This window comes from Streptomyces sp. NBC_01445, assembly GCF_035918235.1.
Taxonomy (GTDB): domain Bacteria; phylum Actinomycetota; class Actinomycetes; order Streptomycetales; family Streptomycetaceae; genus Streptomyces.
Genome location: NZ_CP109485.1, coordinates 599,345 through 622,166 on the forward strand (window position 1 = coordinate 599,345; position 22,822 = coordinate 622,166).

At 69.9% G+C, this 22,822-nt stretch carries 22 protein-coding genes and 3 pseudogenes; 15 read left to right on the forward strand and 10 right to left on the reverse strand.

Annotated elements, in window-relative coordinates:
* Window positions 1-12: 12 nt before the first annotated feature.
* On the reverse strand, window positions 13-1,140 hold the full coding sequence (locus tag OG574_RS03015; RefSeq protein ID WP_326771704.1) for a hypothetical protein: 1,128 nt from the start codon (window positions 1,138-1,140) through the stop codon (window positions 13-15).
* A 127-nt stretch (window positions 1,141-1,267) separates the two neighbouring features.
* A pseudogene (locus tag OG574_RS03020) lies at window positions 1,268-1,360 on the reverse strand (hemin ABC transporter ATP-binding protein); the annotation flags it as partial.
* 189 nt (window positions 1,361-1,549) lie between these two features.
* On the opposite strand from OG574_RS03020, the gene OG574_RS03025 reads away from it, so the two are divergent.
* Both OG574_RS03025 and OG574_RS03030 read left to right on the forward strand, forming a co-directional pair.
* Window positions 1,550-2,077 (forward strand): hypothetical protein, encoded by a 528-nt coding sequence (locus OG574_RS03025; protein ID WP_326771705.1) that lies wholly within the window; start codon window positions 1,550-1,552, stop codon window positions 2,075-2,077.
* 199 nt (window positions 2,078-2,276) lie between these two features.
* Window positions 2,277-2,408: pseudogene (locus tag OG574_RS03030) on the forward strand (ribonuclease E activity regulator RraA); the annotation flags it as partial.
* Window positions 2,409-2,438: 30 nt separating this feature from the next.
* Here the strand turns inward: OG574_RS03030 and OG574_RS03035 are convergent.
* The 6 genes from OG574_RS03035 to OG574_RS03060 all read right to left on the reverse strand — a co-directional run bounded on the left by OG574_RS03035 (window position 2,439) and on the right by OG574_RS03060 (window position 8,230).
* On the reverse strand, window positions 2,439-2,756 hold the full coding sequence (locus OG574_RS03035; protein WP_326771706.1) for a putative quinol monooxygenase: 318 nt from the start codon (window positions 2,754-2,756) through the stop codon (window positions 2,439-2,441).
* 56 nt (window positions 2,757-2,812) lie between these two features.
* Complete coding sequence (locus OG574_RS03040; protein ID WP_326771707.1) at window positions 2,813-3,910, reverse strand: phosphotransferase family protein; 1,098 nt, start codon at window positions 3,908-3,910, stop codon at window positions 2,813-2,815.
* 93 nt (window positions 3,911-4,003) lie between these two features.
* On the reverse strand, window positions 4,004-4,816 hold the full coding sequence (locus tag OG574_RS03045; protein ID WP_326771708.1) for an SDR family oxidoreductase: 813 nt from the start codon (window positions 4,814-4,816) through the stop codon (window positions 4,004-4,006).
* A gap of 114 nt (window positions 4,817-4,930) precedes the next feature.
* Window positions 4,931-5,803, reverse strand: coding sequence for an SCO6745 family protein (locus tag OG574_RS03050; RefSeq protein WP_326771709.1), 873 nt, complete (start codon window positions 5,801-5,803; stop codon window positions 4,931-4,933).
* A gap of 47 nt (window positions 5,804-5,850) precedes the next feature.
* Window positions 5,851-7,392, reverse strand: a complete 1,542-nt coding sequence (locus tag OG574_RS03055) for a long-chain-fatty-acid--CoA ligase (protein WP_326771710.1) — start codon at window positions 7,390-7,392, stop codon at window positions 5,851-5,853.
* 19 nt (window positions 7,393-7,411) lie between these two features.
* The gene (locus OG574_RS03060; protein WP_326771711.1) at window positions 7,412-8,230 is read right to left on the reverse strand and encodes an enoyl-CoA hydratase-related protein; all 819 of its coding nucleotides are present in this window, start codon (window positions 8,228-8,230) and stop codon (window positions 7,412-7,414) included.
* A gap of 150 nt (window positions 8,231-8,380) precedes the next feature.
* Here OG574_RS03060 and OG574_RS03065 point away from each other — a divergent pair, with 150 nt between their 5' ends.
* Both OG574_RS03065 and OG574_RS03070 read left to right on the forward strand, forming a co-directional pair.
* Entirely contained in the window at window positions 8,381-9,319 is a 939-nt protein-coding gene (locus OG574_RS03065) for an alpha/beta fold hydrolase (protein WP_326771712.1), read from the forward strand.
* Between the two features lie 55 nt (window positions 9,320-9,374).
* On the forward strand, window positions 9,375-10,031 hold the full coding sequence (locus OG574_RS03070; protein ID WP_326771713.1) for a TetR/AcrR family transcriptional regulator: 657 nt from the start codon (window positions 9,375-9,377) through the stop codon (window positions 10,029-10,031).
* Window positions 10,032-10,499: 468 nt separating this feature from the next.
* Here the strand turns inward: OG574_RS03070 and OG574_RS03075 are convergent, their stop codons facing one another.
* Window positions 10,500-11,699, reverse strand: coding sequence for a cysteine desulfurase-like protein (locus OG574_RS03075; RefSeq protein WP_326771714.1), 1,200 nt, complete (start codon window positions 11,697-11,699; stop codon window positions 10,500-10,502).
* 87 nt (window positions 11,700-11,786) lie between these two features.
* Between OG574_RS03075 and OG574_RS03080 the strand changes: the two are divergent.
* From OG574_RS03080 to OG574_RS03110, 7 genes and pseudogenes are all read left to right on the forward strand, one after another.
* Window positions 11,787-12,227 (forward strand): annotated as a pseudogene (locus OG574_RS03080) (MarR family winged helix-turn-helix transcriptional regulator); the annotation flags it as partial.
* Between the two features lie 110 nt (window positions 12,228-12,337).
* On the forward strand, window positions 12,338-13,183 hold the full coding sequence (locus OG574_RS03085) for an ABC transporter ATP-binding protein (RefSeq protein ID WP_100593625.1): 846 nt from the start codon (window positions 12,338-12,340) through the stop codon (window positions 13,181-13,183).
* On the forward strand, window positions 13,143-13,994 hold the full coding sequence (locus OG574_RS03090) for an ABC transporter permease (protein ID WP_326771715.1): 852 nt from the start codon (window positions 13,143-13,145) through the stop codon (window positions 13,992-13,994). Before OG574_RS03085 ends, OG574_RS03090 begins: the two co-directional genes overlap by 41 nt.
* A gap of 80 nt (window positions 13,995-14,074) precedes the next feature.
* Complete coding sequence (locus OG574_RS03095) at window positions 14,075-14,296, forward strand: hypothetical protein (protein WP_326771716.1); 222 nt, start codon at window positions 14,075-14,077, stop codon at window positions 14,294-14,296.
* Between the two features lie 160 nt (window positions 14,297-14,456).
* Window positions 14,457-15,374, forward strand: a complete 918-nt coding sequence (locus tag OG574_RS03100) for an LLM class F420-dependent oxidoreductase (RefSeq protein WP_326771717.1) — start codon at window positions 14,457-14,459, stop codon at window positions 15,372-15,374.
* Window positions 15,371-15,703 (forward strand): hypothetical protein, encoded by a 333-nt coding sequence (locus tag OG574_RS03105; protein WP_326771718.1) that lies wholly within the window; start codon window positions 15,371-15,373, stop codon window positions 15,701-15,703. The genes OG574_RS03100 and OG574_RS03105 overlap by 4 nt, the downstream gene beginning before the upstream one ends.
* Window positions 15,700-16,299: a Dabb family protein gene (locus tag OG574_RS03110; RefSeq protein ID WP_326771719.1), complete on the forward strand. Its 600-nt coding sequence runs from the start codon at window positions 15,700-15,702 to the stop codon at window positions 16,297-16,299. Before OG574_RS03105 ends, OG574_RS03110 begins: the two co-directional genes overlap by 4 nt.
* A gap of 25 nt (window positions 16,300-16,324) precedes the next feature.
* Here OG574_RS03110 and OG574_RS03115 read toward each other — a convergent pair whose 3' ends face one another.
* On the reverse strand, window positions 16,325-18,127 hold the full coding sequence (locus tag OG574_RS03115) for a pectate lyase (RefSeq protein WP_326771720.1): 1,803 nt from the start codon (window positions 18,125-18,127) through the stop codon (window positions 16,325-16,327).
* Between the two features lie 419 nt (window positions 18,128-18,546).
* Here OG574_RS03115 and OG574_RS03120 point away from each other — a divergent pair, with 419 nt between their 5' ends.
* The 4 genes from OG574_RS03120 to OG574_RS03135 all read left to right on the forward strand — a co-directional run bounded on the left by OG574_RS03120 (window position 18,547) and on the right by OG574_RS03135 (window position 22,792).
* Window positions 18,547-19,593 (forward strand): LacI family DNA-binding transcriptional regulator, encoded by a 1,047-nt coding sequence (locus OG574_RS03120; protein ID WP_326771721.1) that lies wholly within the window; start codon window positions 18,547-18,549, stop codon window positions 19,591-19,593.
* 153 nt (window positions 19,594-19,746) lie between these two features.
* Complete coding sequence (locus OG574_RS03125; protein WP_326771722.1) at window positions 19,747-20,982, forward strand: ABC transporter substrate-binding protein; 1,236 nt, start codon at window positions 19,747-19,749, stop codon at window positions 20,980-20,982.
* A gap of 10 nt (window positions 20,983-20,992) precedes the next feature.
* Window positions 20,993-21,958 carry a carbohydrate ABC transporter permease gene (locus OG574_RS03130; protein ID WP_326771723.1) on the forward strand — a complete coding sequence of 322 codons (966 nt, stop codon included), beginning with the start codon at window positions 20,993-20,995 and terminating at the stop codon, window positions 21,956-21,958.
* 6 nt (window positions 21,959-21,964) lie between these two features.
* Window positions 21,965-22,792: a carbohydrate ABC transporter permease gene (locus OG574_RS03135; protein WP_398377450.1), complete on the forward strand. Its 828-nt coding sequence runs from the start codon at window positions 21,965-21,967 to the stop codon at window positions 22,790-22,792.
* Window positions 22,793-22,822 lie beyond the last annotated feature (30 nt).

The window sequence follows — 22,822 nt, forward strand, 5'->3', positions numbered from 1 at the left end:
CCACCCGGGTCGCTAACCGGGAACAGCCGCCGTGTCACGTCTCCCCGCCAGCCGCAGTGTCGCAACGGCCGCAAGCCCCGCCACGACGCCGAAGGTGAGCGCGGCCGGGACACCGTTGCCCAGCGTCGAGAACACGTGAACAGGCCCGTACACGGTGGCCGTGTCGTCGATCGCCATGTGCAGCACTTGGCTCGCCGTCAGTCCCAGTACGGTTGCGCAGACCGCGCCCACCGCCATCGCCGGCACCGTGGTGCGTGTGAGCAGGCCGGGCAGCAGACGCAGCGCCCACCACACCACGGCCAGCAGGATCACGTCGACGGCGCGGTACAGCAGCCAGTCCCCGAGCCCAGTGCTCCCGGGGCCCGTCCAGCCGCCGAGCAGCAGCCACTGGCGCAGCAGGTCGCCGGGCTCGGACAGCATTCCTCCGCTGCCGAACGAGGTCTGGATCCAGGCCGCCACCGATTGGTACGAGAGGACCACCAGCGACAACGCGACCACCGCCGTCCCCACGCTCGCGGCCAGGCGGGCAGGGCGCGGCGGCACACTCTGCCGGGGCAGCGGCTCCTCACCCTTGACGGTGACACGCGCCACGAGCACCGTGACTACGGCGGTCAACAGTCCTGCGAACACCGTGACCGGGCCGCTCGACGCGACCGCACTCGCCAGCGCTGGCAGGACACGGTAGCTGCCGTGCCCCCTGGATGCGATCAGCCACGGCGCGGAGACTGTGACGGCCAGTGTTCCGGCCACCGGGGCCCAGGCCCACAACGCGAGCAGGGTGGCCGGCGTACGGCCCTGCGTCGGCGGGATCCTGCGGACCAGGAGCAGCGCGCCGGCCAGGAAGAACACGAAGACCGCCACGAATCTGATCTGCATCGCCGTGCTGTACAGATCGGCGTACTGGGTGCTTCCGCCCGCCGCTGTGCTTGCGCCCACAGGCCCGCCCGACATCAGGTCCACCGGGGAGTTGTACGACCACGGTGCGAGCCATCGCACGAGTTCGCTCACGGACTGTGGGTCGAACACGCTCGTGGTGCCGCGCAGTTGCAGCGCCTGCGTGCTCGCCCCCGCCCACCACAGCAACAGCGTGATCAGCAAGCCTCCGACCAGTGCCGGTATCACCGCGCGCCGGTATGTCATGTGTCGTCCCCCACCTTGGCCCTGCAGCTGTATGTGCTGCGATCAGCGGAAGAATAGGGGGTGGTGATCGCGTGCGGCATGCGTCCCCCCGACGTACCGCTGCGGCCGGCGCCGTGACACCCCGGCGTCAGCGGTTCCGGCGCGGGATGACCATGGGGGTGCCCGTGCGGGGATGGGGCAGTACCTCCACGGGCTGGCGGTATACGTCGCCGAGGAGCTGCTCGCCGAGTCACGATCACAAGCGCAGGTCAGCCACCTACCCACCATGAAACCAACCTGCGCGAGACGTCGATGCCCGCGTGCGCACGGGCGCGAAGTGGGAACTTGCGTACTCGCGCGTTACGGTGGACGACCTGATCGTTTGAGAAGTGACACGACGGTGCGCCGTCGTCGGGGGAAGTGAGCAGCCATGGCCATGGTGGGGCTTTTCTGGATCGCCGAGGGCGATGTGTATGTGGGCGCGAAGCCGGCCGGTCTGGCTACTGGGGTACGCCTGACACCCGAGGGCGTGGTGGGCCTCGGCGACGGCCAGTCGGCCCTCTACCTGTGGGAGGACGTGACCGCCCTGACGGTGGCGGACGTCCCCGTGAAGTCCCTGATGCGGCAGGTCGGCGTGGTCAAGGACCTGGCTCTGGCCGCGGTGACGGAGCTGGCGCTGCCTGTGAGCTCGGGCCGGATCGACGAGGCCCCGCCGCTGAGGGCCGTGCGCGTTGAATCGTCCGACGGCGACCACGAGTTGGCGGCCTACGTCGCCGCGGCCGTCGGCTACCCCCAGACCGAGGTCGATCTCTCCCGCGCCCTCCTGTCCCGCCTCACGCAGGGCGCCGCGACGATGGAGACCACGCTGACGGCGATGTCGGCCTGGGGCCGCGCCTGGGAGGGCGGGTCGCCTCGGAGCTCGCAGCGGGAGCAGCTGTTGCGGGAGTGGGCGGCCTAGCGTCTCCGCCACGATCGGGGCCGGATGACGGCTGGGCTGCGGCTGCGGCCCCGGTTGTGGCGCCGGACTCGGCCGTGACGGCCGCTCAGATCACTGGCAGGCGACGGCGGTCAGGGCCGGCCCCGTCAGCACTCGATGACGACGAACCCGCCACCGACCGAGTAGTACGTCTTCTCCAAAGCGGAAGACGGTCGGCGTCGATCCACGCCGGGGCGGCAAGACCGGTCGTGGAACGGTGGACGTCCCCGTGTCCTTCGGCGGCGTCACCTTCACCACGGGTGACATCCTGCACGCCGACGACGACGAGGGCGTCCTCCTTCCTGGGGCATGACTGCCTCATTCGTGTCTGGTTCGTACGTGTCTACAGCGCGCCCTTCTCAGCGTCTCCCGCCAAAAGCGCGTCGAAGACCGTGACATCCGCCGGTCCCTCCAGCGCGTCCTTCAGCGCGCGTCCGATCCCGGCGAGCGCGGCGCCCTTGCCGTGGGTGTGGAGCGCCTCCTTGGATTGCCACTTCTCGACCATGACGAAGTGGCCCGTGGTGCCGGTCTTTCGGTGCAGGGCCCAGCGGGCGCACCCCGGCTCCGCGTGCACATCGGCCGCGGCCGCCCGCAGTGTCTTCTCGACGAGTTCCTCCTGACCGGGCTTGGCGATCATGGTGGCGATGACGACGTACGACATGAGGTGCTTCTCCTGGCGTGATCGATGGGAGGGCGGGGCGGGGGAACTGCGCAGTGTCAGAGGCCGTAGTGGGTGGCCAGTGCCCAGGCCTGGTCGACCATCTGGTCGATGTAGGCGGTGCTGGGCGGGCCGCCCTCCGCGGCGTTGCGTGGCTCGTCGAGAGCGCGTCGCAGGACGCCCTCGCCGATGACCGCCACCTTCCACACGGCGAGTACGTGCCAGAAGGCGAGCTCCGGCCCGATGTCACGGCCGCTCGACCGGGCGTAGCTGTCCACGAGTTCGTCGCGTCGGGCGAAGCCGTCCAGCGCCGTGACGCCGAGGGCGGGGCGGTCGGGCGGGACTTCGCCGGGCTCGGGCCAGTAGGCGAGCAGGGTGCCCAGGTCGGCCATGGGGTCGCCGAGCGTCGACAGCTCCCAGTCGAGCGCCGCGCGCACGGCGCCGGTGTCCGGCGAGCAGATCACGTTGCGGACGTGCAGGTCGCCGTGGACCAGGACGAGGCTCTGTCGCTCGGGTACGCGGCGGCGCAGCAGCTCGGTGAGCCGGTGGAGGGCGGGCTGGTCGCGGGTCCGGCTCTGTTCCCACTGCCGGGACCACCGTTTCAACTGCCGCTCGGCGTACGGCCGGTGGCTCGCGAGGTCGTGCAGGCCCGTCGTCTCCAGGTTCACCGCGTGGATGGCGGCGAGGGTGCGTGTCAGCGACGTTCCTATGCCTGCCCGTACCCGGGTGGGCAGAGCCTTGGCCACGTCCAGGCCGTCGAGCACGATCCCGTCGACGTGCTCCATCACCAGGTGGTGCACGCCGTCGTCGTCGCACAGGCCGACCACGGCGGGTACGGGGACCTGGGTGCCGGCGAGGGCCGCCATGATGCGGTGTTCGCGCCCGATGTCGTGGGCGGTGGGCAGCAGGGGGCCGTGCGGGGGACGGCGCACCACCCAGCAGTGGCCGTCGGCGTCGTCGACGCGGTAGGTGAGGTTGCTCTGGCCGAGGCCGATGCGCCGGACGGCGAGCGGCCCGGTGACCTGCTCGCCCCGCTCCCCCAGCCATCGGGCGAGCGCGCCCAGGCCGGTGCCCGTCGGCGCCCCGGCGACGAGGACTTTCGCCTCGCGCTCGTCCCCCCGATCGGACAGCTCGACCACGCATCCTCCAACGGTCATGTCTCTTACGGTTTCACCGACGGCCGTCCGGCGCGAGGTCCGCCATCATCAGGCCTGGGGTGGCAGTGCGCGGCGGCGATGTGCTGCTTCAGGTCACTTCACAGACGCCTGATAACGCCGCATGCCGCGGAGCCACCGGTCGTAGTCGCTGCCCTTGTGGCGGTAGAAATCGAGTACCTGCGGGTGCGGAAGGACGAGGAACCGTTCGTCCCCGACCGCCTCCATCACGCGGTCGGCGACATCGAGCGGCCGCAGCAGCTCCCCCGAGTCCAACACGGCGCGGGCGGCGGCGCGTTCGACCGGATCGTCCGACCGGGTGCCGGCCATGAGCAGTTCGGTCTCGACACCCTGCGGGCACAGGCAGCTCACCCGCACCCCGCTGTCCCCGTACGTCACCGAGAGCCATTCGGCAAAGGCCACCGCGCCGTGCTTGCTGACGGAGTACGTCGCGGAGCCGATCTGTGTGAGCAGCCCGGCAGCCGACGCCGTACTGAAGAAGTAGCCGGCTCCGCGCTCCATCCAGCGTGGCACCAGCAGCTTCGCGGCACGCACGTGGGCCATCACGTTGACGTCGAGCGCGCGGCTCCACTCGTCCTCGCTCGCGTCGAGCCCCGCGCCACCGCCGACACCCGCGTTGGCGAAGTACAGGTCGACCGGTCCGAACCGCGACTCGGCCGCGTCGACGATCCGCTCCAGGTCGGCCGTCGACGCGGCATTGCCCGCCACTCCCCCGACCCGCTCGCCGTGCGAACCGGCGAGCTGCTTGACCGTCGCGTCGAGGCGGCCGGCGTCGAGGTCCGTCAGCAGGACGCCTTGGGCGTCGTGCTCGAGGAGCCGCTGCGCGATGGCGGCGCCGATGCCGCCCGCTGCTCCCGTGACGATCGCGACTTTCCCGTTGATCTGCACGAACTCTCCCGTTCAGTTGCTCGACCGTCTCTCCTGCGGCCCCTGCACCGTAATTGAATCCGGTGTCACCTTCAATGCCTCGTCGCGTTGGACCCGACCCGCTCGGAGCGCACGTCAGGCCTTCAGACGCGTCGCCGCCCACGGCATCAACTCCGCTGCCAGGGACTGGCTCCAGGGCCTCACCAGGTCGCGCAACTCGGCGCAGCCGTCCGGTCCCAGGGCCGTGTAGGGCGCGGCGGCCAATCGGTCGGTGGCCTCCTCGACCGCCGATCGCCACTCCTCCCCTTCCGCGGTGAAGGCCAGGTCAGAGCCGCCGGCGAGCCACCCCCGCGTACGCAGTCCCTCCACCGCCTCCGTCCATTCGTCCGGCGACCAGGAGCGCGTCGTCCGAAGGGTCTCGGCCCCCACGGGCCCGGCCGCGGCATGGGTGACCAGCGCCTCGACGTTGCTGAGCCCGGCGTCCAGGAGCGCCGTCACGTGGCCGTCTCCCCGGAATTCGCGCAGCAGCGTCTGCGCATGCCAGAGCACGAGGTGCGGCTCGTCGGGCCAGGGCAGCGCGGCGTGCGCGGCGAACAGGGGCCGTCCGTGCAGGTACGGCAGCGCGGCCTCCGCGGCGCGCCTGGACAACTCCGCGGCCCGCCGAGTCTCCTCCGACGCGAGAACCTCCGCCCCGAGAATCCTGCGAAGCGTCCCGTCGATGCCGGCCAGCCGTGCGGCGAGGAACGCCTCGGGCGGAGCGGTCCGCCAGGCGGCGGGCAGCGCGGCCCGTACGACCTTCGGGTTGAAGTTGTAGAAGGTGGCGATCACGACTTCCGGTGCGACCGGGCCCAGGGCCGCCGCGCGGGAGGCGAAGTATCCGGGCCCGCTCTCCACCCCCAGAGCCGCGTAGGCGGCATGTGCCTCGGCCGAGAAGTAGACCGCGCCGTGGTAGGGCTCGACCGTCTGCCAGGTCCGGCGGGCGTAGGCAGGTGCGTGTGTCGTCGTCATGCGTGTGTCCCGTCGCTGGTTCGAGGCGTTCCAGGAAGCGCGGTTGCTCAGTCCGGCAGTATCGTCCGCGGCGCGTCGGCCGTGCTCGTGTCCGCCTTCAGCAGGGCGGGATCGATCGCGCGCTTGAGGATCTTCCCGGTCGCTCCCTTCGGCAACTCGTCCACGACGGCGACGAGATGGGGCACCTTGTAGGCGGAGAGACGTTCCTTGGCCCATGCGCGCAGTTCGGCCACGCCGAGGCGGGCGCCGGGCCGTACCGCGATGACGGCAGCGACCTCTTCGCCGTAGAACTCGTCGGGGACTCCTATGACGGCCGCTTCGACGATGTCGGGGTGTTCGTACAGGACGTCCTCGACCTCGCGCGGGTAGACGTTGTAGCCACCGCGGATGACCAGGTCCTTCTTGCGGTCGACGATGCGCAGGTCTCCGTCGTGGTCCGTGGCGCCGAGGTCTCCGGTGCGCAGCCACCCGTCGCGCAGGGCCTCGGCGGTGGCATCGGGTCGGTTCCAGTAGCCCTTCATCACAACGGGGCCCTTGATGTGGACCTCGCCGACCTGGCCGGGTGGCAGTTCGTGACCGTCGTCGTCCCGTACGGAGATGGCGCAGCCCGGCAGGGCCCGTCCCACGTGTCCCGGCTTCGCCGGCCGGCCCACGAGATGGCAGGTCGCGGCGCCGGTGGTCTCCGTCAGGCCGTAGCCCTCGACGATGGTGCAGCCGAACCGCTTCTCGAAGGCGCGCATCACCTCCACCGGCAGTGAGGCGCCGCCGGAGGACGCGAGGCGCAGACCGGTGAAGTCGGCGCCGGTGTCGTAGGCGGCGCGCAGGATCGCGTTCCACATGGTGGGTACGCCCGCGATGAAGGTGGGGTGGTCGCGGCGGATCATGGCCAGCATGGTCGACGGGTGGAACCGTTCGAGGAGGGTGAGGCTGCCGCCGGCGCGCATCGTGGTGGCCATCACGCACGCCTGCCCGAAGACGTGGAACAGGGGCAGGCCGGTCACGGCGCAGTCCTCGGCGGTGATGGCGTGCACGTCGCAGAAGACCGCCGCGCAGGCATTGAGATTGCCGTGGGTGAGCTGGGCGCCCTTGGGCCGTCCGGTGGTGCCGGAGGTGTAGAGGAGAGCGGCTGTGTCGTCGTCCTCGCTTGGGTGCACGTCAGGGATCGAGGGGGTCCCTGTCGGACCCGTTTCGGTGAGACCGGGCTGCAACTCCCAGTATGGGACGGACAGTCCGTCCGCGGCCTGCTCGGGCGCCGGAGTGATCGCATGCCAGCCCAGGACGAGCGACACGTCCGCGTCGCCCGCTATGAACGCCAACTCCCTTTGTGGGGCCATGGTGTTGGCGGTGACGGCGATCGCACCGGCAGCGAGGATCCCGTAGTAGGCGAACGCGAACTCGGGCACGGAAGGCGCGACGAGCAGGACTCTGTCGCCGGGGCGTACGCCGTGCTCGGCCAGGCGGCCCGCGACGGCGGCGGCGCGCTCACGGAGGCGGCCGTAGGTCCACTCCTCGCCGTCCTCCCCGCGAAGGGCGATGTGGTCGGGTGTCGACGAGGCGTGATTCCAGACTGGTGCGGCAGCGTTGGCCATGCGGGGCGACCTTCCGTGCTCACTTGGGGTCGAGGGGGCGGAATGCGGGCGCGCGGCCCTCCAGATAGCTGGCGACGCCCTCGGCGGCGTCGGGTCGGCGGAAGGCTTCCGGCATGAGTGCGTCCGCCGCGTCGGCGGCCGTGACGAAGTCGGTGTCGAGAGCCTGGAGCACCTGGTGCTTCATGACGGTCATCGACGCGGGTGAGGACCAGGTGGCCAGTTCGGTGGCGTACTCGACTGCGGCGTCGAGGAGCTGATCCGCGTCGACGACCCTGTTGACCAGCCCCATTTCGTACGCCTCCGTACCGCGCACCACCCGCCCGGAAAGCAGCAGGTCCATGGCCCGGCTCTGGCCGATGAGGCGCGGCAGCAGCCAGGCTATGCCGTACTCGGCGATCAGGCCGCGGCGCGCGAACGCCGTCGTGAACTTGGCATCGGGTGTGCTGAAGCGGATGTCGCAGTAAAGGGCCTCGACGAGGCCGAGCCCGGCGGCGGCCCCGTTGACGGCCGCGATGAGGGGCTTGCGCAGCGTCAGCGGGAACCACCGGGGGCGCTCCCTCTTCGGCATCGCGCCAGCCATCAACTCCACTGTCGCACCGGCCTGTTGCAAGTCGTCCATGTCGGCTCCCGCACAGAAGCCGCGGCCCGCTCCGGTCAGGACGATCGCCCGCACGCCGGGATCCGCCTCGGCTTCGTCGAGCAGAGCGAAGTAGCGTTCTTCCAGCTCGTCGGTCCAGGCGTTGAGACGGTCCGGACGGTTGAGCGTCAGCACGAGCACGGAACCTCGTCGCTCGGCCAGAACCGTCGTCGACTGGGCTGCTTGGATGCTTCCGGTCACCGTCGTCGTCTCCTCTTCAGCGGTTCGCGCCTCTGGGGCCCGCCTCATGTATATTTGAACCCAACGTCAAGTTCAACACCTACAACACGCCCCTCACCGGCGTGAGTTCCTTGCGCCGGCCAGCATGCGAACGACAGGAGCTCTGGGCACATGACGACGCATATGCCGATCACCGACTGGGAGCGCGTCGCGGCGCGGGATGTCACGACCAACGGCATCACCCTCCGCGTCTTCGAACACGGTGAAGGACGGCCGGACAGGCCTCCCGTGGTCCTGTGCCACGGCTTTCCTGAGCTGGCCTTTTCCTGGCGGCATCAGGTTTTCCCGCTCGCCGAGGCGGGGTACCGCGTCCTGGTTCCCGACATGCGCGGGTACGGCGGCAGCTCACGCCCCGACGATGCCGACGCCTACGACATCCTGACGCTCTGCGCCGACCTGGCCGGGCTCCTCGACGACGTCGGCGCGGACGACGCCTTCTTCGTCGGGCACGACTGGGGCGCCTCCGTGGTGTGGAACATGGCGTTGCTCCATCCCGAGCGGGTACGCGCGGTGGCCGGGATGAGCGTGCCGCCGACGCCGCGCGCCCCGGCCCCGCCGCTGCCCATCCTGCGCTCACGCAACGGCGACGACTTCTACATCGTGTGGTTCCAGGAGCCGGGCGTCGCCGACCGGGCGCTGAGCCAGAACGTGCGCAGGACCCTCGTCACGAGGGAGATCTACTCGGCCAAGTGGGCCGCCAAGGCCGATGAGCAGTTGCCTCCTCCGCGATGGATGGGCGACGAGGAACTCACCTACTACGTCAAGACGTTCGAGGAGACCGGCTTCACCGGTGGCCTCAACTACTACCGCAACCTCGATCGCAACTGGGCGCTGACCGAGCACCTGGACGGCCGTCTCATCAACCAGCCGTCACTCTTCATCACCGGGTCGAAGGACCCGGTGGGGAAGTTCATGCCCGCGCACCTCGACCGGATGCTCACCGACCTCCGTGGACACGTCGTCCTGGACGGCGCCGGGCACTGGATCCAACAGGAGCGAGCGGAGGATGTGAACGCCGCGCTGCTGGAGTTCCTCTCCACCCTCGGCTGATAATATCCGCCGCTACCGGTGATGTACGTGATCGATCAAGAGTGGATGGACCCCAGTGGCTGCCCAGGCCCCGGCCGCAGACGGCGGCCAGAAACAACCGATCACGCCCCGCAGCCCGCGCGGTGTCCGGACACGTAACGCGCTGATCACCGCCGCCCGAGAGGTCTTCGAACGCGACGGATATCTGGATGCCCGGATCACGGACATCTCCAAGGCCGCGCATGTCGCCTCCGGGTCCTTCTACACGTACTTCAACAGCAAGGAAGAGATCTTCCAGGCGCTCGTCGCGCAGGTGCAGGAGGAGATGCTCCACCCGCACCTGCGCGAGCGCACCGGGATCACCGACACCCGGCAGCTCATCGACGCGTCGAACCGTGAGTACTTGCGCGCGTACAAGAAGAACGCGCGCCTGATGGCACTGTTCGAGCAAGTGGCCCAGGTCGACGAGAAGTTCATGGCGCTGCGTATCGAGCGCGGCAACGCGTTCGCGCGCCGCAACGCCAAGCTGATCCAGACACTGCAGGAGAACGGCGAAGCCGACACGAGCCTGGATCCGCTGGTCACGGCGCACGCTCTGTCCGTGATGGTGAGCCGCATGGCCTACATGGTGTTCGTGCTGGGCCAGCGCATTCCCTTCGAGCGGCTCGTCACGACACTCAACAAGATCTGGGAGAACGGCCTCCAGCTCACGGCCTCCGAGCCGGAGCGCTGACCGCTCAGGGCCGGGCCGCGAGCGCCCGGCCCGGCGGCGGCGCTTCGACGGTGACCATCAGGCCAGAAGGCGCATCGGAGCCTGGGCTGTGTCGTCGGGATCGCCCTCCGCGGCGAAGTGTCCTACCCCGGGCACGGTGACCTGGGTGGCGCCGGGAACTGCCGCGGCGAGGCGCGTGCCGGTGGCGGGATCGACCCCCTGGTCCTGGTCGCCTCAGAGCACGAGGGTCGGGGCGGTGATCTCGCCCAGGCGTTCCATCACTTCGCGGGTGTCCTCGAAGCTGACGGCCGTGACCTGGTCCATCCAGCGCTGCTGCCCATCGGGGCCGGCCCAGGGCTCGGGGTAGGCGTTCGCCGTTGAAGGGCAGCGGTCTCGGACCGCGGGGCCCAAGCGCTGACCGGGCAGGCCCTCAGTCCCGGCTAATGGTGGGTTGATCGAGGCCTGCCGGCCACACACAGGAAAAGCGGGTCAGAGGAAAGACGCGAGCCCGTCGAGGAACCTGTCCACGTCACCGGCCGAGTTGTACGGCGCCAGGCCCACTCGAAGGGCGGGGTTCTCCAGCTTCAGGGCGGTGAAGGTCTCGTAGGCGTAGAACGACCCGGCCGGGGCCAGGACGTCGCGTGCGGCGAGATGGGCCTGGGCCTCGCGGGCGTCGCGGCCTTCGATCGTCATCAGGAGGGTCGGGGTGCGGTCGGCCGCCTTCGAGTGCAGGGTGACGGCGTCGCCCAGAGCGCGTAGCCCCTCTTCGAGCCTCGTACGCAGCGTCCGCTCGTGCTCGTGCAGGGAGCCCAGCGAATGGGCGAGCCGCTCCCTGCGTGCGGCCCCTGTGCCCGGGTCGATCGCGGCGAGGAAGTCCACGGCGGCGGTGGCTCCCGCCAGGATTTCGTACGGCAGGGTGCCGAACTCGAAGCGCTCCGGCACGGTGTCGGGGGACGGCGCGAGCTTGTCGGGGTGGACGGTTTCGAGGAGTTCGGGCGCCGCCGCGAGCACGCCGCAGTGCGGTCCGAGGAATTTGTACGGGGAGCAGACGAAGAGGTCCGCGCCCAGCGCGGGCACGTCGACCAGGTGGTGGGCGGCGTAGTGCACCCCGTCCACGTACACCAGGGCGTCGACCTCGTGCGCCCGGTCGGCGATGCGGCGCAGGGGCGGCTTGGTGCCCAGCACGTTCGAGGCCGCCGTGACCGCGACCAGGCGCGTCCGGGGCGACAGCGCCCGCTCGAACGAATCGAGGTCGAGCTCCATGCTCTCGCTGTCGATTTCAATCCAGCGGACCGTCACCCCGGCACGCTCGGCCGCTTGTACCCAGGGGCGGACGTTGGAGTCGTGGTCCAGGCGGCTGAGGACGATCTCGTCGCCCGCGTTCCAGCCCTTGGCCAGGTGACGGGAGAAGTCATACGTCAGCTGGGTCGCGCTGCGCCCGTGGACGACGCCGTCGGCGGGCACATTGAGCAGGTCCGCGTAGGCGGCGCGGAAATCCGTGACGGCGCGCTCGGCGTTGAGCTCGGAGCGGCTCACAACCCCCCGGTTGGACAGAGGGCCCGTCAGCGTCGCGACCATGGCGTCGGCGACCGGGCTCGGGGTCTGCGTCCCACCCGGACCGTCGAAGAAGGCAAACCCGTGGTCCAGGGAGGGGAAGTGGGCCCGCAGAGCGTTCACGTCGATGGCCATGGCCTCAGCTTTCTGGAGAAGGGAAAGGCTCCGTGCGCCCACCGTAGGGGTCTGGGAATAGCTCGTACACAGAGCTAAACTTATTTCATGGCCACGGACGAGCTGGCAGATGCCTTCGCCGACGCGCTCGCCGCCGTGCAACGCCTGACCCGGCGCAGGCTCCGGCACGGCCTGAGTGCGCCCCCGTTTCGCGGCGCCCAGGTAGAGCTGCTGCGCCTGGTGGTCGACCGGCCGGGAATCGGTGTGTCGGCCGCCGCCCGGGAGCTGCGTCTCGCCGGGAACTCCGTTTCCACGCTCGTCAACCAGCTGGTCAAGGACGGCTTTCTGCGTCGCGAGACCGATCCCTCGGACCGCAGATCGGCGCTGCTGTACGCGACCCCGGCCGCCGCGGCCCGGTTGCGCGACTGGCAGGTCCGGCGGGGCACATTGATGCGGGAACAACTGGTGGCGCTCGACCCGGCGGACCGGGCCGCGCTCACCGCCGCGCTGCCGGCCCTGCGCAAGCTCGCCGACAACCTGCACGAGGACCGCACGCCCACCATCTGCCCGCCCACCGTCCGCGCAGAAACCGTCCGCACAGAAGGTGAAACGCCCCACGCAGTACAGGGAGTACAGGGAGAACCGGGAGGTGCACAGGCATGAGCGAGGACCCCGCGGTCTGCTGCCGCGGACTGGAGTACGCGTTCGGTGAGACCCGGGCCGTGGACGGCCTCGATCTCACGGTCGGGCCGGGCGAGGTCTTCGGACTGCTCGGACCCAACGGCGCCGGCAAGACCACCGCGATCCGCTGCATCACCACCCTTCTGCCGGTGCCGCGCGGCCGCGTATCCGTGTTCGGGCACGACGCGGCGACGGAGCGGATGGCGGTCCGCCGGCTCCTCGGGTACGTACCGCAACAGCTGTCCGCCGACTCCGGCCTGACGGGGCGGGAGAACGTGACGCTGTTCGCCCGCGTCTTCGACGTCTCCCGGCGCGAACGGGCCCGTCGGGTGGCCCAGGCACTCGCCGCGGTCGACCTCACGGACGCCGCGGACCGGCTGGCCAAGACCTACTCGGGCGGCATGGTGCGCCGGCTGGAACTCGCCCAGGCACTGGTGAGCGCCCCGCGCCTGCTGATCCTCGACGAACCCACCATCGGGCTCGACCCCATCGCCCGGACCAGCGTGTGGGACCACATCAACGCGGTCCGCGGCGCCACCGGCATGACCGTCCTGGTCACGACCCACTACATGGACGAGGCCGACCAGTACTGCGACCGGGTCGCGCTCATGCACCGCGGGCGCGTGCACGCTCTCGGTACCCCCGACGGACTCCGCCGCGACCTGCACGAGCAGCGCGGGAACGCCGGATCCCAGGAGCCCTGGCCGACCTTGGAGGACGTCTTCCGCGACGTCGCCGGCCGCGGGCTCGACAGCGACGGTGGCGAAGGTGGTGACTTCCGCGATGTCCGCAGCACCCGCCGCACCGCGTCAAGGCTCGGCTGACCCGGCCGAGTTCGACCTGCTCCTGACCCCGCCCACGGCCCGTACCGGATGGCGCGTGGCACCCGCCCGGGTGCTCGCCCTGTGCGCCGTGGAACTGCAGAAGCTCCGGCACGACCGTTCGGAGTTGTACACCCGAGCCGTCCAACCCGCCCTCTGGCTGCTGGTGTTCGGCGAGACCTTCACCCGGATCAAGGCGATCCCGACCCACGGCATCCCCTACATCGACTATCTCGCGCCCGGCATCATCGCCCAGTCCGCGATGTTCATCGCCATCTTCTACGGCATCATGATCATCTGGGAGCGGGACGCCGGCATCCTGACCAAGCTCCTGGTCACGCCCACACCGCGCGCGGCGCTCATCACGGGCAAGGCCTTCGCCGCCGGAGTCAAGGCACTGATCCAGGCCGTCGTCGTGATCGTCATCGCGGCGCTCCTCGGCGTCGCCCTGACCTGGAACCCACTGCGTCTGCTCGGCGTTGCCGTCGCGGTGGTGCTGGGATCGGCGTTCTTCTCCTGTCTGTCGATGACCATCGCCGGCATCGTCCTCACCCGGGACCGCCTGATGGGCATCGGCCAGGCCATCACCATGCCGCTCTTCTTCGCGTCCAACGCCCTCTACCCGGTCTCGCTCATGCCGGGCTGGCTTCAGGCGATCAGCCGGATCAACCCGCTCAGCTATCAAGTCGACGCGCTGCGCGGCCTGTTGCTGGGCACTCCGGCGCATCTGCCTCTGGACTACGCGGTACTCGCAGTGGCCGCCGCGCTCGGCATCGTCGCCGCGTCCTCGCTGCTGCCCCGACTGGCCAGGTAGCCCGCACGCGACGGCCCTCCAGAGAGCCCCCGCCCTGCATCCGGCGGGCGAAATCGGTGCTCCCGCCGTAACGTCGAATCATGTCCGTAAATCTCGTAGTGCTTGGCAAAGAGGGACAGACCTCGGAGCACCGAGGCGAGGTGCTGCACTTCGTCGACGGCAAGGAAGGCAAGTTCTCGTACTCGATCGACGCCGGTGCGCTGCTCGTATGGAAGGCAGACCCCCGCGCCGAGACGAGGGTCGAGGTGGCCTACGCCCCCCACGCGTGGATCAAGGCCAGCGGGGCCCGCAAGGACAGTTGACCGGCGGGCTACACCGGTCTGCCCTGCCGTAAGCCCCGACAGCACCAGGGCGGGCGCCGGCACCCGCTCCGTGTTCACTCTCTTCCACGCTCCCTCTATTCCTGATAGGAACACTTCTAACAGGCATAGTGGTGACGCGCTGAAGTGAGGGAACCCTGGCATGCTCCGACTTGGAATGATGGCTCCGTTCACCGACGGCCTGATCACCTCGGGCGGGTTCCTCCGCGACCTCGCGGGCACGCTCGAAGAGTGCGGCGTCGAGTCGCTGTGGACGGTCGAGCACGTCGCCGTCGCCGAACGGTACGAACCGCTCTATCCGTACTCCAACGACGGCCGGATACCTGGCAGTTCGGGCGCCGCGCCCATGCCCGACCCGCTGGAGACCATCGCCTTCCTCGCCGGAGCTTCGAGCGCCCTACGGTTCGGTACGGCGATGATCGTCGCCCCGCTGCACAGCCCGGTGGTCCTGGCCAAGCGTGCCGCGACGATCGACCGGCACTCCGACGGGCGGCTGATGCTGGGACTCGGCATCGGCTGGCAGAAGGAGGAGTACGCCGCCGTCGGCGTGCCCTACAAGGACCGGGGGCAGCGGCTCGAGGAGTGTGTCGGCGCCATGCGTGCGCTGTGGGGCAGCGGCCCCGCCTCGTACCTGGGGCGGCATGTCTCCTTCGACGGTCTTCACTCGCTGCCGCGCCCTGCGAGCGGTGCCGTGCCCGTGGTGCTGGGCGGGAACAGCGATCCCGCCGTCCGCCGCGCGGGGCGTATCGGCGACGGGTGGTTCCCCTACACGATCACTCCCGAGGACTTCGCCCGCCAGGCCGGTCTGCTGCGCGAGGCCGCGCACGGGGCGGGCAGGGCGGAGGACGCCGTGGAGATCACAGTGTGGCCGGGCTCCTGTGACCGTGAGCGCGCCGGGGATCCCTCATGGGTACGGGGCTTCGTCGACGCGGGCGCGACGCGCCTTGTCATCGCCCCGCACATCCGGGGGGCCGACGGCCTCTCGGGCCCACGGGGTCTCGGCGCGTTGCGTGAACAGATCGACCGGTACCGGGCCGAAGTACTGGAGAAGCTGTCGTGAGCCGGGTCCAGGTGCTCGACGTCGTCGTCCTCGCCGGCGATGCCGTCGAGGAGTGGCTGCGACGCTGGCGCGCGGAGTATCTGCCGGGTGCCGTGGGCCGGGGCATGGCCGAGGAGCGTCTCTGGCGCGCCTGGACCGGCCCGGACACCGTGATGGTCCGGATCCTGTGGTCGCTGGCGGACAGCGGCGCGTTCTTCGCCGCGCGCGCCGCGGCCGGTGCCGATCCTCGGGTCGCTGCATTCTGGGCGTACACGGACGAGATCGCGCTCGACCGCGACCGTCATGTGCTGGAACCGGTCTCACGTGTTCACGAGGAGGTGGCGACGTGACCCGCTGGGTGGCTCTGCTCCCGGACGACAACACCGAGGCGTACAGCAAGGCGGCTGTTGCGGGGCCCGGCGTCCTCGGCGGCTCCGCGGCGGCCGATCTGCCGGGCAGTTTCGGCGGCACCGGCGCCACCTGGGACGTGACGGCGGACCGGACTCCCGCCGACATCGCTGCGGAGGCCGGTCTGCCGGAGCCTCTGGACACGGTCGCTCTCGCGCAGGTACGCAGGGGGTACATGCCCCTGCGCGGCCCGCGCGTGAAACGAACACTGCTGCTCGCGGTGCGCCCCGGTACATCCGGTGCTCTCGTCGGGCAGTTGGAGGCGGATCTCATGGCGATGCCCGAGCACATCTCCACCATCCGCTCCTGGTCTCTGAGCACAGTGGACCAGACGCTCACGCCCTCCCACTGGACCCATGTCTGGGAGCAGGAGTACGCGGACGTCCAGGGCTTGACCGGCGAGTATCTGGGCCACCCCTTCCACTGGACCTGCGTGGACCGGTGGTTCGACGGCGAGATTCCGAGCGCCGGAATCGTGGAGCCGCACCTGGTCCACGTCTTCCGCTGGAGCCGTGAGCCGATCCTGGCCTCCCCCTGAGGCCGGGACCTTGGCGGTGGAGGGCTCAGTCGGCGACGTAGGCGATGAGCTTGGCCATGTTGCCGGTGTAGGCGGACGTCGTGATCCCCTCGGCACTGTCGTGCGGCTGGTACGGCGGCTCTGCGGGCGGTGTGGCCGGGTCGTACGGCGAGGTGTCGTGCAAGTCGCCCACGTGCTTGCTCATGTAGGCCATGCCCTCGTACGGCGTGGCTGGTGCCGGGCCGAGGTACGGGTTGGTGGTGGTGCCGATGGGGGTGATCCAGTGGTCCTTGGTGCCGAGGCCGTCGACGAGGGCGCTCGCCTGGTCGTCGGTCACCTCGGGCAGGGCCGGGTCGGCGCCTCGGAACAGGTCGGTGAGGTCGAGGTCGCGCACGCTGAAGTAACGCGGAAGTTCCCGCACTCCGCCAGGGGTGAGCGGTGACCGGTCGCGCAGATCGGCGACTTCGGAGCGGCTCAGCGCCATCAGCTCGTCGTACGTGGACTTGAGGCCGGGGAGGTCGACGGAGCGGCCGCCGGAGTAGTGGCTGAGTGTGTTGCGGTGGTCGTGGTCGTAGTAGTAGGAGCCGTTGCGGATGTTGGAGCCGAAGCGGTGCACGAAGCGCGGCCGGTTGGTGTCCAGCTCCACGAAGGTCGGGTGCGTGGAGTTCTTCAGGAGCGGGTTCTCCCCCTTCTGCTCGCTGGTGAGCGGGCAGGACTCCAGCCAGGCGATGGCCTCGGGCACACGGCGCAGGTAGTCGTGGTCGCCGGTGAGTCTGAAGTAGTGGAAAAGCTGCCGGATGTTGGTCTGCGTGGTGTGTGTGGTCAGGGACCGCGGCTCGTACGAGCGGGCGCTGGCCGGAGCGCCGGCGGGCCGGCCGCCCACCGTGTGTGAAAGGTGCTGAAGGCCCCATCCGGCCTGGGGTCCGGGCTGCTGCAGCCGGTGCAGGCAGGCCATGGCGCGCAGCACGGGCCGGGTCAGGTCACGCCGTCCCAGCGCCGAGATGCACATGAGCAGGAACTTGATGTTCTCGCCGAGGACGTCGTCGTTGAAGGTGACGTGGCCCGTGTAGTCGCCGTCCTGCATGCCGTGCTGGACGTCCGAGGGCAGCCAGGAGGGCCGCTCTTCGGGCCACGGCATCTCGCTCACCGCGCCGGAGAACGCGGGGAACCGCTGCGGCCAGCCGCCGTCGGCCGGGCCTCCGCTCAACTGCGCCTTGAGCATGAAGTCGATGACGCGGTTCAGGGACGTCTTGAACTTCGGGTGCCTGCGCTCCACGTAGAGGCGCAGGATCAGTTGCGCCGCCGTGGAGGTGCCGGCGTCGTCGAAGGTGGCATTGCCGTAATAGTGCTGGAACTCCTCCAGGCGCCAGCCGTTCGCGCCGATGGTCGCGTACCAGTCGCGCAGGGAACGCTCGCCCGCGAAGTCGTGGATGTAGTTCCAGCCTCCGACCGGGAGTTGGGCCTCGACGAGGGCGAGGCCCGTGCGTTCGGCGGCGCGGTAGAAGGTCTCGTCACCAGTGGCGCGGTACGCGTCGAGGAGGCTGTGGCCGACGCTGGGTGTGCCGGGCGGCTGGACCCAGCACATGGTCCGCTTCGCCTCCATCTCCCCCCAGGTGGTGGACAGGTCGGGGAGGTAGCTCCAGACGTACGCGCCGCGGTAGGACACGTGTTCGTCCATGAAGGCCGCGGCGCGGCGCATCGCCCGCTCGGCGTGAGTGCGGCCGGCGGTGCGTGACCCTGCCGGGTGCGCGGCGGACCGAGGCGCAGCCGACGCGCTGCCGGGCTGCAGCCCGACCAGCGCTCCGACGGCGGGTGCTGCGGCGAGTCGGGCGAAGGTGCGTCTGGACATGGGCGTTCTCAACGGTGTCGCCTCCAGGCATGACGGATGCGCGTCGTGGGGTGCGCGCCAGTAGGCAAGGCAGCCCCACAACTCGGGTGTCAGGGAAGGGAAAAATCGTCGGGCATAGAACTATCACCCGCCGTTCGGGAGCCTCAAGAGTTCGTACCAGTGAAAGTTGTTCACGTACTCGATCAACTGGCCCATCAAAGCGGGCAATTGACACCCTTCGCGCTCCAAAGCCCCACGTAGATTCATGTACATAAACACAAACGATCTATCGCAGGGGTCTTGCCCTCGCGCCCCAGAGCCTCCTACAGTCACGCACGCCGTCAGTCGAATCGATTCGACGATCACAGCGGACAGCGCCGCGGGAGCGGCCAGAACCAGAACGGCCAGGACGACCAGGACCGGACCGCAAAGGAGCGGGAATGGCCACGATCAAAGACGTCGCCGAACGGGCGGGCGTCGCGCCCAGCACCGTCAGCTATGTCCTCAGCGGCTCCCGCAAGATCTCCGAGGACACCCGGCGCGCGGTACAGGCCGCCATCGCCGAGCTCGGCTACCACCCCCGGGCCAGCGCCCGCACGCTGCGCAGTGCCCGTAGCGACGTTCTCGCCCTGGCCGTCCCCCGCGTGCCCGGCGCTTACCGGGCAGTGGACGGCCGGTTCGCCATCGACATCAGCGATGCCGCCCGCAGCCACGGCTACGACCTCCTGCTGATGACCGACCGGGACGGGGTCGGCGGGCTGCGCCGGGTGGCCGGCAGCGGACTGGCCGACGCGGCGGTCCTGATGGCGGTGGAGGAGCAGGACCCCCGTATCGGCGCCATGCGCGAACTGGGCTTCCCCACCGCGCTGCTGGGCCGCGGCGACGACGACTCGGCGCTGCCCTGGGTCGACCTCGACTGGGAGGCCGCCGTCGCCCTCGCCCTGCGCGAGACCGCTGCGGCCGGCCACCGGCACATCATCTTCCTCGCCTCGGCCGACCACGAGATCGCGGCCCGCCGCGGCTACGCCGTCCATGGCCTCGACGGCGCCCGGCGTGCCGCGAAGGAGACGGGCGCGGACATCCGGGTCCACCCCTCGACCAGCGACCCCGACGTGCTGCGGCGCCGAGTGCGCGACGTGCTGGGCGCGCGGCCCGCCCCGACCGCGCTGGTCGTCCAGCACCTGCACCGCCTCCCCGATCTGCTTGCCGAAGTGGCCACGGCAGGCCTACGAGTCCCCGAGGACCTCGCCGTCGTGCCCGTCGGCACCCTCCCCGACGACCTGGGCGGACGGCTCCTGCCACGTATCGAACTGCCCGTCGCAGAGATGTCCCTGGCAGTCGTCGAACTCGCGGTCAAGGCGATTGCCGCCGCGCGCCCCGGCCGTGGGACCCAGGCCCATCCGGCCTCGGGCCTCCCCCCTCACCGCCTGATCGCGCCGCAGATGGCGCCCGGGCTCACCATCGCGCCGCCGAAAGGGCATGCCTGAGCGTCGTCCCGACGATGCGGCGGCCGCGAGCCGCGCACCACGGACAACGAACCGCTCGCTAGACGCCCCCCACCGCACTGCCGCGCACCATCCCCGAACCGCACGGCAAGACCCTCAACTCCCCGAGCCGCAGCCCCGATTGGAGAACCGCTCGTGCATTCCCGCGCAGAGCGCAGACTGCCACCCGCCACAGCCGCAGGCCTGGCCATAGCCACGGCCGCGCTGGGCCTCACCGGGTGCGCCGCCACACCGGCCGCCGACACCGTCACCGTGCTCAACTCGGCCACGGACACCGCCGAGCACACCGCCAACCAGAAGTTCTTCGATCGCTGCGCAAAGCCCATCGGGCTGAAGGTCGAGCAGATCAGCGTGCCGGCGGATCAGGTCGCCTCGAAGGCGCTCCGGATGGCCTCGTCGAAGTCGCTCACCGACATCCTGGAGCTCGACGGGTCCGAGCTGCCGCAGTTCGCCGGGACCGAGGGCCTGCGCCCGCTGAAGGATGTCGGCGTCGACACCTCCGGGTTCTCCGGCAGCGCCACCTCCCTCGGCTCGTACGACGGCACCCAGTACGGGATCGCACGCTCCGTCAACTCCCTGGCCCTGATCTACAACACGAAACTTCTCAAGGCGGCCGGCGTCACGCCGCCCACCACCTGGGCCGAGCTGAAGACCGCCGCGAAGAAGATGACTCACGGCAGCACCTATGGGATGGCCTTCAGCGCGAGCCCGAACGCCGACGGGGTGTACCAGTTCCTGCCGTTCTTCTGGTCCGGCGGCGGTGACGAGGCGAAGCTCGACAACGGCAAGGGCGAGGCCGCGCTCCAGCTGTGGAAGGACCTGGTCTCGGACGGGTCCGCCTCGAAGTCCGTCGTCAACTGGAACCAGCAGGATGTCAACGACCAGTTCGTGGCCGGCCGCGCCGCCATGATGATCAATGGGCCGTGGCAGGTGCCGGTGCTGGGCGCCCAGAAGAAGGTGGACTGGGCGGTCGCCCGTATCCCGGTTCCCGAGGCGGGACAGGACGCGATCCCACCTATCGGCGGCACCGTGATGGCGGTGCCGAAGAACGAGGACCGTTCCCGCGAGAAGAACGCGGGGAAGATCCTCAACTGCCTCAACTCCCAGAAGAATCAGCTGAAGTGGGGCGAGTCGGTCAATAACGTACCCACCCGGGCCGCCGCCGCGCGGGCCTACGCCGAACAGAACCCCAAGCTCGCCGCCTTCGCCGACCTGGTCACCACCGCCCGCTCCCGGACCGCCGAGGTCGGCACCCGCTGGCCGGTGGTCGGAGACGCGCTCGCGGGCGCCTTCCAGTCGGTGCTGACCGGCAGGACCAGTCCCGAACAGGCCCTGCACCGCGCCCAGCAACAGGCCTCCACGGGGAAGTGAGGAACCGGACATGAGCACCTTCGCCTCCACCGCCCCGGCCACCAAGACCTCCGGCTCCTCGGCCGCCCCCGCGAGAGCCGGCTCCGGCACCCGCCGCCGCGGGCTGCTCCGGTGGCTCTTCGTCGCCCCCGCGCTCGCCTACATGGCCCTCTTCTTCGGTTACCCGCTCGTCCGCAACATCGTGATGAGCTTCCAGCACTACACGCCCAAGACGTACTTCACCGGCGAGGCACCGTTCAACGGGCTCGACAACTGGCGGGCCGTCTTCAGCAACGAACTGTTCGCCGGCTCCCTGTGGCACACGGCGCTCTTCACGGCCGGCTCCCTGCTCGGCCAGTTCACCATCGGACTGGCCCTCGCCGTCTTCTTCTCCCGCCGCTTCCGGCTCTCCGGCCTCGTCCGCGCGATCCTGCTGCTGCCCTGGCTGGTGCCCATGGTCGTGTCCGCCGTCGTCTGGCGGCGCATCCTCGACCAGGACCACGGCATGCTCAACAGCGCCCTGCACGCCGTCGGCCTGACCGAGGGCGGCGTGCCATGGCTGAGCAGCCCCGGCGTGGCACTGCTGTCGGCGATCATGGTCAACATCTGGATCGGCATCCCCTTCAACATGGTGATCCTCTACGGCGGCCTCCAGGAGATCCCGCGCGAACTCTACGAGGCGTCGTCACTGGACGGGGCAAGCCCCTGGCGAACCTTCCGCAGCATCACCCTGCCGCTGCTCCGCCCGGTGGTCACCGTCGTCCTCGTTCTGGGCTTCATGTCCACGGTGAAGATCCTCGACCTGATCCTCGCGCTGACCTCGGGCGGGCCCGCGGACTCCACACAGACCCTGGGCACAGTCACGTACCAACTGTCGTTCCTTCAGCTCGACTTCGGCCAGGGCGCCGTCGTGGGCAACGTTCTCATCCTCATCAGCGCGGTCTTCGCCGTGCTGTACCTGCGGGCCAACCGCGCCGACTTCGGAAAGGGGCAGTGACCGACCGTGAACCCGAACTCGAACCGTCGCCGCCTGCGGGCCTCCTGGAACACCACCGCCGCGCTGCTGATCCTCGCCGTCCTGCTCTTCCCGGTCTACTGGATGCTCAACACCGCGCTCCAGCCCGAGTCGAGCGTCGCCGCGACCGAGTGGTTCCCGGCCTCGCCCGGCCTGGAGAACTTCGACACGGCCTTCTCCAGTCAGGGCGGCTCGCTGCTGACCAGCTTCGTCGTCGCCCTCGGCGCCGTCGCCGTATGCCTCTCGCTCGCCGCGCCCGCCGCATACGGGCTCGCCCAGTTCGGGCTGCGCGGCGGCCAGGGCATCGTGTTCACCACACTGATCACGCAGATGGTGCCGGGCATCGTCATCGCCAACGCCCTCTACAGCGCGTACGCGGAGCTGGGCCTGGTCAACTCCTACCTGGGGCTGATCCTCGCCGACGCCTCGCTCGGCCTGCCGTTCGCGATCGTGCTGCTGCGGGCCTTCATGGTGTCCATACCGAATGAGGTCGTCGAGGCGGCGATGGTCGACGGCGCCAACCGCTTCACCGCGTTCGTCCGCATCGTGCTGCCGATGAGCCGCAACGCCCTCATCACTGCCGGGCTGTTCACCTTCCTGTTCGCCTGGTCGGACTTCATGTTCGCGCTGACCCTCAACACCACCGACGACGTCAAGCCGATCACCCTGGGCATCTACCAGTTCGTCGGCGCGCATGTCAGCGACTGGGGCGCGGTCATGGCCACCGCGGTGCTGTCCGCGGTACCCGCGGCGATCCTCCTGGTCGTGGCCCAGAAGTACATCTCCGCCGGGATCACCGGCGGGTCCATCAAGTAATGGCACCACACAGCGATAAGGGCTTCAGCC